At 68.2% G+C, this 11719-nt stretch carries 14 protein-coding genes; 9 read left to right on the forward strand and 5 right to left on the reverse strand.

Annotated elements, in window-relative coordinates; translation table 11 throughout:
• Nucleotides 1-175: 175 nt before the first annotated feature.
• The 3 genes from LX83_RS05390 to LX83_RS05400 all read left to right on the forward strand — a co-directional run bounded on the left by LX83_RS05390 (nucleotide 176) and on the right by LX83_RS05400 (nucleotide 2329).
• Nucleotides 176-769, forward strand: a complete 594-nt coding sequence (locus tag LX83_RS05390; protein WP_253767673.1) for a hypothetical protein — start codon at nucleotides 176-178, stop codon at nucleotides 767-769.
• Between the two features lie 21 nt (nucleotides 770-790).
• Nucleotides 791-1495, forward strand: a complete 705-nt coding sequence (gene lipB / locus LX83_RS05395) for a lipoyl(octanoyl) transferase LipB (protein WP_253767675.1) — start codon at nucleotides 791-793, stop codon at nucleotides 1493-1495.
• Nucleotides 1496-1597: 102 nt separating this feature from the next.
• Nucleotides 1598-2329, forward strand: a complete 732-nt coding sequence (locus tag LX83_RS05400) for a M50 family metallopeptidase (RefSeq protein ID WP_407649489.1) — start codon at nucleotides 1598-1600, stop codon at nucleotides 2327-2329.
• Between the two features lie 76 nt (nucleotides 2330-2405).
• Here LX83_RS05400 and LX83_RS05405 read toward each other — a convergent pair whose 3' ends face one another.
• Both LX83_RS05405 and LX83_RS05410 read right to left on the reverse strand, forming a co-directional pair.
• Nucleotides 2406-2609, reverse strand: coding sequence for a DUF397 domain-containing protein (locus tag LX83_RS05405; protein WP_253767677.1), 204 nt, complete (start codon nucleotides 2607-2609; stop codon nucleotides 2406-2408).
• Complete coding sequence (locus LX83_RS05410; RefSeq protein ID WP_253767679.1) at nucleotides 2581-3477, reverse strand: helix-turn-helix domain-containing protein; 897 nt, start codon at nucleotides 3475-3477, stop codon at nucleotides 2581-2583. The genes LX83_RS05405 and LX83_RS05410 overlap by 29 nt, the downstream gene beginning before the upstream one ends.
• Before the next feature lie 163 nt (nucleotides 3478-3640).
• Here LX83_RS05410 and LX83_RS05415 point away from each other — a divergent pair, with 163 nt between their 5' ends.
• Nucleotides 3641-3892, forward strand: a complete 252-nt coding sequence (locus LX83_RS05415) for a hypothetical protein (RefSeq protein ID WP_253767681.1) — start codon at nucleotides 3641-3643, stop codon at nucleotides 3890-3892.
• Complete coding sequence (locus tag LX83_RS05420) at nucleotides 3886-4104, forward strand: hypothetical protein (protein ID WP_253767683.1); 219 nt, start codon at nucleotides 3886-3888, stop codon at nucleotides 4102-4104. The genes LX83_RS05415 and LX83_RS05420 overlap by 7 nt, the downstream gene beginning before the upstream one ends.
• Before the next feature lie 37 nt (nucleotides 4105-4141).
• Here LX83_RS05420 and LX83_RS05425 read toward each other — a convergent pair whose 3' ends face one another.
• Nucleotides 4142-4927, reverse strand: a complete 786-nt coding sequence (locus LX83_RS05425) for an MBL fold metallo-hydrolase (protein ID WP_253767685.1) — start codon at nucleotides 4925-4927, stop codon at nucleotides 4142-4144.
• 219 nt (nucleotides 4928-5146) lie between these two features.
• On the opposite strand from LX83_RS05425, the gene LX83_RS05430 reads away from it, so the two are divergent.
• Nucleotides 5147-5761 (forward strand): CGNR zinc finger domain-containing protein, encoded by a 615-nt coding sequence (locus LX83_RS05430; protein WP_253767687.1) that lies wholly within the window; start codon nucleotides 5147-5149, stop codon nucleotides 5759-5761.
• 96 nt (nucleotides 5762-5857) lie between these two features.
• Here LX83_RS05430 and LX83_RS05435 read toward each other — a convergent pair whose 3' ends face one another.
• Nucleotides 5858-7024 (reverse strand): HNH endonuclease signature motif containing protein, encoded by a 1167-nt coding sequence (locus LX83_RS05435; RefSeq protein ID WP_253767689.1) that lies wholly within the window; start codon nucleotides 7022-7024, stop codon nucleotides 5858-5860.
• A gap of 692 nt (nucleotides 7025-7716) precedes the next feature.
• Here LX83_RS05435 and LX83_RS05440 point away from each other — a divergent pair.
• The 3 genes from LX83_RS05440 to LX83_RS05450 all read left to right on the forward strand — a co-directional run bounded on the left by LX83_RS05440 (nucleotide 7717) and on the right by LX83_RS05450 (nucleotide 10523).
• A complete protein-coding gene (locus LX83_RS05440; protein WP_253767690.1) occupies nucleotides 7717-8601 on the forward strand; it encodes an SAM-dependent methyltransferase in 885 nt (294 codons plus the stop codon).
• Between the two features lie 242 nt (nucleotides 8602-8843).
• Nucleotides 8844-9680, forward strand: a complete 837-nt coding sequence (locus LX83_RS05445; RefSeq protein WP_253767692.1) for a class I SAM-dependent DNA methyltransferase — start codon at nucleotides 8844-8846, stop codon at nucleotides 9678-9680.
• A 42-nt stretch (nucleotides 9681-9722) separates the two neighbouring features.
• Nucleotides 9723-10523 (forward strand): tRNA-dependent cyclodipeptide synthase, encoded by an 801-nt coding sequence (locus LX83_RS05450; protein WP_253767694.1) that lies wholly within the window; start codon nucleotides 9723-9725, stop codon nucleotides 10521-10523.
• Nucleotides 10524-10701: 178 nt separating this feature from the next.
• Here the strand turns inward: LX83_RS05450 and LX83_RS05455 are convergent, their stop codons facing one another.
• The gene (locus tag LX83_RS05455) at nucleotides 10702-11697 is read right to left on the reverse strand and encodes a GlxA family transcriptional regulator (protein WP_253767696.1); all 996 of its coding nucleotides are present in this window, start codon (nucleotides 11695-11697) and stop codon (nucleotides 10702-10704) included.
• Nucleotides 11698-11719: the final 22 nt, after the last annotated feature.

Raw genomic sequence — 11719 nt, forward strand, 5'->3', positions numbered from 1 at the left:
CGATCGGCCCGCGCGGCGTCCCACTGGCAGCACCTGAACAGTGGGCGGTGACAGCGAGTTGGCGAAGAGGAACAGCGGGCAACGGCGCGTGTCGGCGAGACAGCGCACGGCGACCAAGGACCCGGGGCGTTGGACGGCGGCCGGCCGGCCGCGCTCCCGAGGCGTCATGCGCGACATGCTCGCCGGCCCGACCAACTGGCGCCGGCGCGCGCGGCTGCTCTACCCGTTGCGCTGCAACGCCACGCGCACCACCCTCTCACCCGGCTACTCGCCGAACGGCAACGCACTGTTCTGGGAGTTCGCCTACTTCCCAGCGGTCCCACGGCGGGGCCGGGCGGCGTGGTTGATCGGCGCCGTTCTCCCGCTCACCGTCATGGCGCTCAGTCCGACACCGGGGTTGCTCAACGCGGACATCCCCGTCGTGCTCGGTCTCCTCCTCCTGCCGGTCAACGGATTCGCCCTGCTGCTCCTGCTGTCCTTCCTCATCACGCAGCTGTTGCCAGGTCGACAGTTCTGGCAGCCGGGGCCGCTCCCGATGCTGGCGCTGAGCGTTGTCTGTGGCATTCCACTGGTTCTCGGCGCGGGCGCACTGCACGAGCGGATCGACGAGCGGCACCAGTTCGTGCGCGACCTGGTGGAATGGGTGCAGGTACTGGGTGGCGGGATGATCGGAGCCGCAGCCCTGGGCGCGTTCCTGTGGATGCCGATCGCCTGGATCATGTACCGGTCACGGCGCATCCACGCCGTCAACCTCGACGCACTCGACTGATCCTCGGTGTTACCGTTTGTTGTGGCAAAGACCTGGGACAACGGCGGTGGATCGGGCACGGACCTGCCCCCGCTGCACCGAGTCGACCTGGGCAGAATCCCCTACGCACAGGCACTTGAGGACATGGCGGCCTGGGTCGTCCAACGCCGCGCCGACGAGGTGCCGGACCGCCTGTACCTGCTCAGCCATCCACAGGTGATCACCTACGGTGACCGCACCCCACTGGACGACCTGCCCACCGAGGCCACCGCGATCAACCACATCCCCACCTTCCCGGTCGATCGCGGCGGCTTCGCCACCTACCACGGCCCCGGCCAGCTGATCGGCTACCTGGTGATGAACATCCGCCAGCGCGGGCCGGGAGATGTGGTGCGGTGGTTGGAGAACGGCCTGATCAAGGCGTTGGCCGAACTCGGCTTCGACGCGGTGCGCCGGGAGACCCCCAAGGGCGCCAGCAGCCTGGTCGGGGTGTGGACGCCCGACCACCGCAAGATCGGTTCGATCGGCATGCGGATTCGCGGCGGGATCACCAGTCACGGCTTCGCGCTCAACATCGACCCGGACATGACCGTGTTCGAGCAGTTCACCGTGTGCGGCCTGCACGACGTCACGATGGCTTCGCTGAGCCAGCTCGCGGCCGAGCAGAACCGCCCGACCCCCACCGACGCGCAGGTCAGGAACGCGGTGGCCGACGCGCTGGGCGCGATCACACCGGCACCGCGGTGAGCGGACCGCCGAGAGCCCACCCGTGGGCATCCGGGCCGGTGCGCGCGATCAACTGGCGCATCAGGAAGATGGTGCCCTGACCGCTGTCAGTGGACGCCGTCGATGGGAAAGCGGGTAGGGCCGGTGGAGAGCCTGGACGAGCTGTGGTCATGGGTGGCCGCGAGCGATGGCCAGTCGTGGTCGGCAATGACGATTGGCGCGGCCGTGGTCGCACTGCTACTCGTTGGCTGGCGCCGCACATGGCGGATCACCCGGCACGTGATCACCATCGTGCACGAGGCCGGCCACGCCCTGGTCGCCCTGCTGACCGGACGCCGGCTCGCCGGCATCCGGCTGCACTCGGACACCTCGGGCGTGACGGTTTCGGTCGGCCGGCCAACCGGCCCGGGCATGGTGTTCACCTCGCTGGCCGGCTACATCGCGCCATCCCTGGTCGGACTCGGCCTGGCCGCACTGGTCGCGGCCAAGCGCACCGAGTTGACCCTGTGGCTGAGCATCGGCCTGCTGGTCGCCATGCTCGTGGTGATCCGCAACGTGTTCGGCGTGATCTCGATCGTGCTGACCGGCGCGGTGTTCTTCCTCGTCTCCTGGTACGCCGACCAGAGCGTGCAGGCCGCGTTCTGCTACCTGGTCGCGTGGTTCCTGCTGTTCGGCGGCATCCGGCCGGTGGGGGAGTTGCAGCGCAAGCGCCGCACCGGCCAGGCCAAGGACTCCGACGCCGACCAGCTGGCCCGCCTGACCCGGACGCCGGGCATCCTCTGGGTCGGCCTCTTCGGCGTGGTGAGCATCGCCGCCCTGCTGTTCGGCGGCGGCTTACTCCTCGGCACCGCCTGACAGACCAACGAGATTCGGGGCTGGTGACGGATCACCCGTTACCAGCCCCGTTTGCTGTCCCCAGGTGGGCAGACGGTCAGCCGAGATCGAACCGACCACTCTTGGCCGCCGTGAGGAACTGCGTCCAGGCACCGGTGTTGACCTGGATGTTTCCTGCCTCGGGGTGCTTGCTGTCCCGCAAGCCGGCCCAGTTTGCACCGAGGGCAACCTCGACGCAGTCGTACTTCTTGTTCGAATTGCTACGCGAACTCTTACGCCAGGTGGAGACCGGGGTTGTCATCACGTGAGTCCTCTCCAGGGTTGCCCAGCTTCGACGCGATCGCGGCGATCAACCCCCTGGATTCTTCCTCACTGAGGGCAACGTGAGAAAGGTTGTCCAACACCTGCCGATACCGGCGAATGTGATCGTTGTCCTCGACGAACATGTTGGCGGTGCTCGTCTCCAGGAACACCACGGGCTTGATCTCGCTGAATTCCATGAAGACGAACGAGCTATCGAGGCCAGCATGAGCGCCTGCCGTGCTGGGAACGACCCGCAGCGAGATGTACGTGCGCACCGACATTCTGAGCAGGTGATGCAACTGGTCGCGGAGCACGTCGATGCCGCCGATCGGCAGGCGGAGCACCTGCTCGTGCATCAGGAAGGTGAACTCCGGACGATGCAGCGATCGAAAGAGCGCCTGTCGAGCCAGTCGTGTGGTGACCGAACTCTCCACTTCCTCAGCCGGAACGCCCGGTACCGTAGCGAAGATCGCCCGCATGTAGTCCGGAGTCTGTAGCAGGCCCGGCACGAGGTTGATCCGCCAGTTCGTCAACCGTGTCGCTATGGCCTCGTGCTCCAGGAAGGTGTAGGACCGGGACTCCCTGCGCCCGAGAAGCTCCTGTATCCACCAGCCGGGCCGCTTGGCCTCGTAACAGATCTGCATCAGCCGGTCGCGCTCGGTCGCCGGTGCCTGGCACAGACCCAGGAAAAAGATCACATCCTCGGGATTCAACGTGCCCTTGCCGCTGAGCAGCCGCGACACCTTGCTTTCGTCCCACTGCAACCGCCGTGCCGCGGCTCGGCCGTCCAACTTGGCCTGCTCCATCAGCTTGCGCAGCCCCTTGCCCAGTTCACGCGCTGCGACGGTTGGTTGGCGATCGCCCATAGACCCCTCCTTTCAGGGTGGTGCAACGCTATGGCCACGCCGCGTGGGATTGGGAGTCTTCCGGGGTTAATCCACCCAACTGGGTTCCGTGTGGAACCGTGCCAATCACTCCGATCAAAGTGGCCAAGATCAATGCGCTACACGGGGGTGTGGGTGGCAGACGATGCGAGAACTGGTGACGACGAATCCGGGAGCAGCACTGGTCGTCACCATTTTGTTGGGGCTGGGCGGCATTCTCTTGATGACGGTGCTGATGTCGTTGGCCCGCAGGGTGGTGCGGGCATGGCGACGGCGTCTTCAGGAAGCCCTGGACCGCGAGCTGTTTGGCCACAGCATGACGGAGATGCGGGCTCGCCGGACCCGAATCCAACTGACCACGGGCAAACCGCCGGGACGGTGGAACCCGAGGTGGTAGCTCACGTCTGGTGGCTGTCCCAGTACGACTGGATGTGCCACGCCTTCCGGGCGGACCAGCTTGAGCAGGCGGACCGGAAGTTCTTCGAAGCGGAGTGCGGACATTCCGTACCCGTGGACAAGCTGTACCGGAGGCGGTCGGTCGACTGGTGTTGGCACTGCCTGCACTCGGTCGGCTTCAGACTTCCTGACCTGGCCTACCGCTACTGCTGAGCGGTTCTCGATTCGGGTGGGTGGCCGCGTCGCGGGGTCAGCCCCGGTCGCCGAAGTCCAGGCGGTCGGCCAGGCTCGCCGCGGTGAACGCGGCCACCAACTCGTCGCGCCCCTCGGTGAAGTGGGCCCAGCCCTCGTAGTGGACGGGAACCACCCGGCGGGCACCGAGGATTTCGGCGGCCTCGGCGGACTGGGCGCTGTCGAGGACGAGCGGCCCGCCGTCGAAGACAACGGGGAAGCGGGGTGCTCCGGCGAAGAGGACGGCGGTGTCCACCGGGGCGAAGCGCTCGGCGATCTGCTGGACCACGTCGAGCGAGGCGTTGTCGCCGCTGACGTAGACGGTGGGCAGACCTGCCCCGTGCAGCACGAAGCCGACGACCTCGCCGGTGACCGGCTCAACCTCCGCACGTTCCCCTGGCCCGTGGATCGCGGGCACGGCCGTCACCGTGACCGTGCCGCCGCCGGGCCGGTCGAGTTCGACCGACTCCCAGTCGGCCATTCCCCTGGCCGTGCCGCCGAGGCGCTGTCCGCCGCCGGGCGTGGTGAGGGTGAGTGGGACGTCGGCGAGCAGGGCCCGGCCGGAGTTGTCGAGGTTGTCGGCGTGCTCGTCGTGGGAGAGCAGGACCACGTCGATGCGGCCGAGATCGGCGGGACTGCCGGCCGAGGGCGCGGTCTTGGTCAGGACCGGTCGGCCGGGCCGCTGGTAGTCGCCGGGCTCGTCAAAGGTCGGGTCGGTGAGGAACCGCAGCCCGCCGTACTCGAACAGGGCGGTCGGGCCGCCGAAGACGTGGACGGGGAACTGGTTGCTGGCATCGCCGGCCATGAAACACCTCACGGTAGAAAGACTGTTTTGCCGTGAGGTGATCATAGGCAGCTCTCACGGATAGAGACAAGACATACCATGAGAGGCATGCGGGAATCCGTGACTGCCGAGCCTGTGACTGCCGAGCCTGTGGCCGTCGAGCCTGTGGCCGTCGAGCCTGCGGCCACCGAGCCCGTGACCACCGAGCCTGCGACCGCCGAGCCCGTGACCGTCGAGCCTGTGACCACCGAGCCCGTGGCCACCGAGCCCGTGACCGCTGTGCTGCCGCCCGCACCGGGAGCGGAGCAGTACCCGGCGCTCGACTTCGCGAACAGCGCCATTGCGCTGCCCGGCGGCCAGTTCCTCGACCTCCTCGGCACTCCGGCGACCGCCACCCGATGGCTGGTCGAGCACGACCTCGCCCCGGCCGGTGCCGGACTTCAGGAGATGTGCGCGGCGCAGCTGCGGTCGCTGCGCGAACAGGTGCGCGCGCTGCTCGCGTCGCACGTCGCCCAGGCGCCGGCCCCGCCTGGCGCGCTGTCCGCGCTCAACGACGCGCTCACCAGGGCACCCTCCGCCGCACTGCTGTGCTGGGACCCCACCCGTGGCCTGCACCGCGCCACCGCCCACCCCGTCACGCAGATCGTTGACCGCGCTCTCGCCGTCCTCGCCGCGAACGCCGCCGACCTGCTCACCGGGTCGGACGCGGGCTGCATCGCCGCCTGCGGTGCCACCCCCTGCAACCGCTACCTGTTGCGCACCCACGCCCGCCGCCACTGGTGCTCCACCCGCTGCGGTGACCGGGTCCGGGCCGCCCGCGCCTACGCCCGTCGCACCCGGTCCACAAAGGACTGATGCCGGCGCCAGGAACAAAGGCAGTCACTAGAAAGCAGTCACTAGAAAGCGGTCACTAAAAAGCAGACGCTAAGAGGCGATCACTAAAGGCAGCCGCTAAAAAGGTGGCCTGTCGTTGGTGTCAACACCAACCCGTGTGGCTGGCCCATTCGCCAGAACCGGTTCTGATGCGCGGGAGTATTCACGCCCGGTGGGGCTGGTCCAGACGACCGTGCCGTTGTCCAGTCGCTTTGACCGCCATTGGGCCGCGTGCTTCAGCCGGTGGTGGTGACGGCACAGGGTGGTCAGGTTTTCCGCCGAGGTCGGGCCGTCGGGATAGGGCACGTGGTGATCGAGGTCGCATTGTGCGGCGGCGCGGAGACAACCGGGGAATCGACAGGTCTTGTCCCGGGTGCGAACGTGGTCGGCGAGTGCGACCGGCGGCCGGTAGGTGCGGCGGCCGTGGTCGAGCAGGGCACCACTGACCGGGTCGGTGAGCAGCCGGCACCACGTGCCCTCGGCGGCGATCTCGCGGGCCACACTGGCCGGGATTTCCCCGTATCCGGCCAGTTCACCAGGCTGGTCGTCCAGCCCGAGCAGCGTGGTGGCCGCGATCGTGACCTGGATCTGGGCCTGGTAGCTGGCCTCGCCCAGGCAGATGTCCACGAAAGCGTCGGCCCGCCGCTGGTCGGCGGTGCGCGGGTCGCCCGGGGTGCGCGCCTGGCAGGCAGCGGCGTTGATCTTGTCGATGATGGCCAGCGCGAGGTGCGCCGGCAGGTGGGCGCGCAGCTCAGCCATGCCGTCGTCGCAGGACTGGAGTCGCACGGACCGGTCCGCGACGCGCTGCCGGTGTCGGGCTTCGGCGCCGTCCGGGTCGACGCGGTGGACGGCCCGGCGGGTGTACTGGCGCATGGTGGCGGCGTTCTGGTTGGGCGCCACGGCCAGCACCTTGTCCTCGACCTCGCGGGCCTGCTCGGTGGTCAGGGGCAGGGTGAGTTCGGACAGCGTCCTGGCCTTGTAGGCGTCGATCTGGCCGGCCTGGAGCGCGGCCAGGGTGGCGGGGAGCCGGGTGGCCAGATCGGTGGCCAACGACAGTTGGGTGTTGGCGTGGTTTTCGGTCCACCGAGCGGCCAGCGCGAGTTCGGCAGCGGCGAATTCGGGTTGGTTGTGGGCGCGCTGGTATTCGGCGAGGGCGTGCATCCGCAGACCCTCGACGATGTTGATCATCGCGCTGTACTCGACTATCCTGTCGAGCAGCTTTCCGATTTCCCCCTCGGTGGACATATTTCCAGGTTACGTAACCGTCCCACCCTTTTCATCACTCGATCAGGTGTTCTACCTCTTTGCGACTCGACGGCAGAAGGGCGAGTGGGCTACCAGCTCGCGCGTATATGCGGAAATTGAGTGTGAAGTCGGAACGGCAGTCAGGGTGACCACACCCATCGTCTTTTTCCCAACGCGCCCCACGACCCACCCGCCAGTTGCCCTACCAGGTCCGGCACGCTGCCAGTCCCAGCACGCTGCCAGTCCCAGCACGCTGCCAGGTTCAGCCCCTGCCAGTCCCAGCATCCTGTCGGCCGTTGCCTAGCTCCCCGCTGCCCCGGAACGGCACCGGGCAGCGGCCCTTTTACTGGCCGGCGTGGCGATCCGCGTTGTTGACACACTGCGGAAACAGCATTCGTGGGTATTACGCCCGAGTGGGTGACCCACGTTCGAGTGGAAGTCGCTTTGGCTGCTGGGACAGTCCTTTACGCTCCGGTGCTGCGGCAGTACGGCTAGTAGCAGTAGCCATAGTCCACTGTGGCCTGCGAGCCAACTGGAACCGCACCGGAAACAAGCGCTAGATGGTGGAGGTGTTGACGACGACAACGCGCATCACGGCGAACGGTGAAGCCGTTTCCAGCGCCCCCGACACGGCACAACCTGTCGAAGCTCCGCCCGTGGCCGAGACGGTCGAGACGGCTGAGCCTGCCAAGGTGGCTGAGGTGGCTGAGGTGGCCAGTACGGCAGCCAATGTGGCCAGTACGGCGGGTCGGCCGGCCGCCCCGGTCACCGCCGAGGACGTCGGAAGTTTCTACGACACGGTGACCGACCTGTTCGCCGCCTCCTACGACGGAAACCTCCACGTGGGCTACTGGACGGAGCAACGGGAGAGCGACACGCTCGCCGCGGCCACGGACCGGATGACCGACGAACTGATCACCCGTCTCGGCGCGAGTCCGGGCCAGCGGGTGCTGGACATCGGTTGCGGCACCGGCAAACCAGCCCTGCGCCTGGCGCGGAAGCTCGACGTCGAAGTGGTCGGCATCTCGGTCAGCCACCACCAGGTCGCGCAGGCCAACGAACTCGCCCGCCAAGCGGGTTTGGCGGCACGGACGCACTTCGAACACGCCGACGCCACCGCACTGTCCTATCCGGACGAATCGTTCGACGCCGCCTGGATGGTCGAGTCGCTCAGCCACATCACCGACCGACGCCGGGCCCTGGCCGAGGTCGCCCGCGTGCTGCGCCGCCGCGGCCGCCTGGTGATCGCGGACGGCATGCTGGTCTCCGCCCTGGACCAGTCCAGAGCCGCGCTGATCGCGGAGCTGTGCGCCTCGATGCAGCTGAACAGCCCCGGCAACGCCGAGGAGTACCAGGAACTGCTGGCCGCCGCCGGTCTGGAACTGGTGGACATCAGCGACATCACCGAGCACACCCGGTACTCGTACACCCGCCTGGCCCAGGCGATGCGCCAGGAACGCGATGTCTACGTGAGACACCTCGGCGAGGACGAGTTCGAGCGCGCCACCTCAGCGCTGGAACGCGCGGACACACTCGCAGAGCTGCGGTATGTCCTGGTCACGGCCTACCGCATCTGATCACGACACGGCAGATCCGCCAGCGGATCGGCGGCCAGCCCCCGACACCACCACCACCGGCACCGCGTCCACGGCCGAGTGGTGCCCGTGCCCGCACGTCAGGCTTCCCAGTTTCCCAAACCCCTGTTTCCCAAACCCCAGTTCCCCGAGCCCCAGTTTCCCGAGCCCCAGTTTCCCAAGCCGCTGTTGTGCCACAGGAAGCACAACAGGAAACAACACCGTCCGTTTTGGAGGGCAACCAGATGACCGCACAACCCGAGACGATGGAACCGGCGCACGTGATCGCCGGGCAGCAGAGGTTCTACGCCGACGAGGTCGCGACCAACTACGACCGCCTGGTCGAGTGGGTCGTCGGCGGCTGGCACGAGAGCCCGCGCACCCGCATGGGTGACTTCCTGACGCAGCTGTGGGCCAGGCAGGCCACGCCGACGCACGAGGTCCTGGAGATCTGCTGCGGCACCGGGCTCATGCTCCAGGAGCTGATCCGGCGGGGGTACGCGGTGAGCGGTCTGGACCAGTCCGCCGCGATGCTCGCCCAGGCCCGCCAGCGGCTGGGCGCCGGGGTGGAGCTGGTCCAGGCCGTGCTGCCGGACATCCCGCTGCGGCACCAGTTCGACGCGGTGATCAGTTCCGCGGCGGCCTTCAACTACCTGCCCGACACCGAGGCGGTTCTCGGCAGGACCTTCCAGTCGGTGGCGCAGGTGCTCCGTCCAGGTGGGACGTTCGTCTTCGACATCATGGGGCGCACCATGCTCCAGAAGCACATGGTCGAGCGGTTCGGCACGAACGTGCTGGCGACCGACCTCGGTGACGCGGCGTTCCTCTGGAAGTTCGCGGCCGACGAGGCCGGCAGGTACAGCGACCTGACCTACGTCCAGTTCACCCGGGACAGCAGCCTGCCCGAGGGGCTGTACACCAGGACCACCGAGTTGCACCGCATGTACGTGCACGAGCACGACATCGTCCGGCGGCTCGCCGGGGACGCGGGGTTCGTCGACATCCAGGTGTTCGACAACTACTCGCAGCAGCCGGCCGGGGCGGACGCGCTGTACGAGACCTGGACGCTCACCCGAGCCTAGTGCCGACGCGAAAACGAAACGAGCAGACGGCCGGGAGATCTGATGAGCGTCCAACGCGGCGTTTGTGAGCCAAGTCCTTCCCCAGCCCCGTCCACCGCCGGTCGCGGAGATTTCGAGTTCATCCCGCTGACACCGTCCTGTCAGCGCATCTACGAGCGTGGAGACCACGTCGTCGTCGGGGTGAGCCCGGGCAACAGTTACTTCCGGGTCGGGCTGCTGACCGAACTGCTGCGCTGGGTCCGCGCCCGCTTCACCCAAGTCGACGTCATCGTGCCGGACTCGGCGTTTGTCGACAACCTGATGGCGATCGGCTACCCGCCGGCCCGTGCCACCCAGAAGGCACGCGGCGAGATCAACGCCGTGCGCAACCGCGTGGTGCGCGCCTGGCGGGCTGTTGACGACTCGGCGCCGGTGGAGGGGCATCTCCACCTGTTGTCGAGTCTGCTGACCAATCCCGTCTACCAAGCCCTTCGCGCGCGGGCGGAGGAGGCGTTCAACCAGGATGCCGAACTGAGCAGCCGCTGCCTGGCGATGAGCCGGGTCGTGTTGCGCAGTTACCTCGACGGCGACGAGCCAACCGCTGAACAGGTTCGGGCCGGCGTGCGCTACCTCCTGGCCGAGTTGCCCTTCTTCGTGGGATCGGCCGACATCTTCGGGGTCCCGACCTCGATGTGCTTCTACCACAAACCGGTTCCCCTGGCCGAGTTGGTGTTCTCGCCCGAGTCCTCGTTCCGGGCGTCCGAACGCCAGGGGTACGCGATCATCCGCCCGGCCGCTGCCGCGTCAGCGGACGACCGGGAGCGGGTCAGCGCAAGCCCTGGCCTGGTGGCGAAGAGCAGCTGACCGTGTTCCACTGTCCCGGGGGGCTGTCGGCACTGCCGGCCGCCGCCCGGGCACGCTGCTTCCCGCTCGCTCAGGCCGTGCTGCTGGGCGCGCCCCGGCGTTCAGGCGCTGGCGACCGCTGCCCGGGCACGCTGTTTCCCGCTCTGCTCAGACTGTTGCTGCTGGCGCGCCCCGGCGTTCAGGCACTGGCTGCGGCTGTCGGGCCGCGGAACGTGGCCCGGTAGGCACTGGGGGAGACGCCGATCGCGGCCTGCAGGTGCTGGCGCAGCGAGGTGGCCGTGCCGAAGCCGGCGTCCCGCGCGATCCGGTCAACGGACAAATCGGTTTCCTCCAGCAGTTGTCTGGCGCGCTCGACGCGCTGCTGGATCAGCCACTGGCCCGGCGAAGTCCCCACCTCCTCACGGAACCGGCGGGTGAACGTGCGCACGCTCATGGCCTGCCTGGCGGCCAGGTCCTCCAGGCTCAGCGGCAGGTGCAGGTGCTCAAGAGCCCAGTCGCGGGCCTTGCCGGTGGAGGATGACATCGGCCTGGCAACCGGCCGGCGGATGAACTGGGCCTGCCCGCCCTCCCGGTGCGGGGCGACCACGGTGCGGCGGGCGACGTCGTTGGCCACGGCCGAACCGTGGTCCCGTCGGATCATGTGCAGGCACAGGTCGATGCCGGAGGCCACGCCGGCCGCGGTGAGCACGTCCCCCTCGTCGGCGTAGAGGACATTCGGGTCGAGTTCGACCGACGGGAACAACGCCCGGAACTCGTCCGCCGCTCGCCAGTGCGTGGTCGCCCTGCGGCCGTCGAGCAGCCCGGCCGCGGCCAGGACGAAGGCACCCGTGCAGATCGATGCGATCCTGGTGCCCGGCCTGATCAGGGCGAAGGCGTCGGCCAGCGGTCCGCTGAGCCGGGACTCGCGCGGCTCGTGCTCCTTGGACGCTGGAACGATCATGGTGTCGGCCTCGGCGAGGGCTTCGGGCCCGTGGGTGATGTTGACGGTGAAGTCGGTGTCGGTGCGCACCTCGCCGGGGGCGAGTGAGCACGTCACGACCTCGTACAGCCGGCTGCCCCCGGCCGAGCGGGATTCCCGGAACAACCGGTGGGCGATGCCGACCTCGATGGGCAGGAAGCCGTGCCGGACGAGTACCGCGACGTGGTGCCGGTCGGGGTGCGCGAAAACGGCCATGGCCCGATTCTTTCACCAGGTG

The sequence above is a fragment of the Goodfellowiella coeruleoviolacea genome, from assembly GCF_024171785.1.
Classification (GTDB): domain Bacteria; phylum Actinomycetota; class Actinomycetes; order Mycobacteriales; family Pseudonocardiaceae; genus Goodfellowiella; species Goodfellowiella coeruleoviolacea.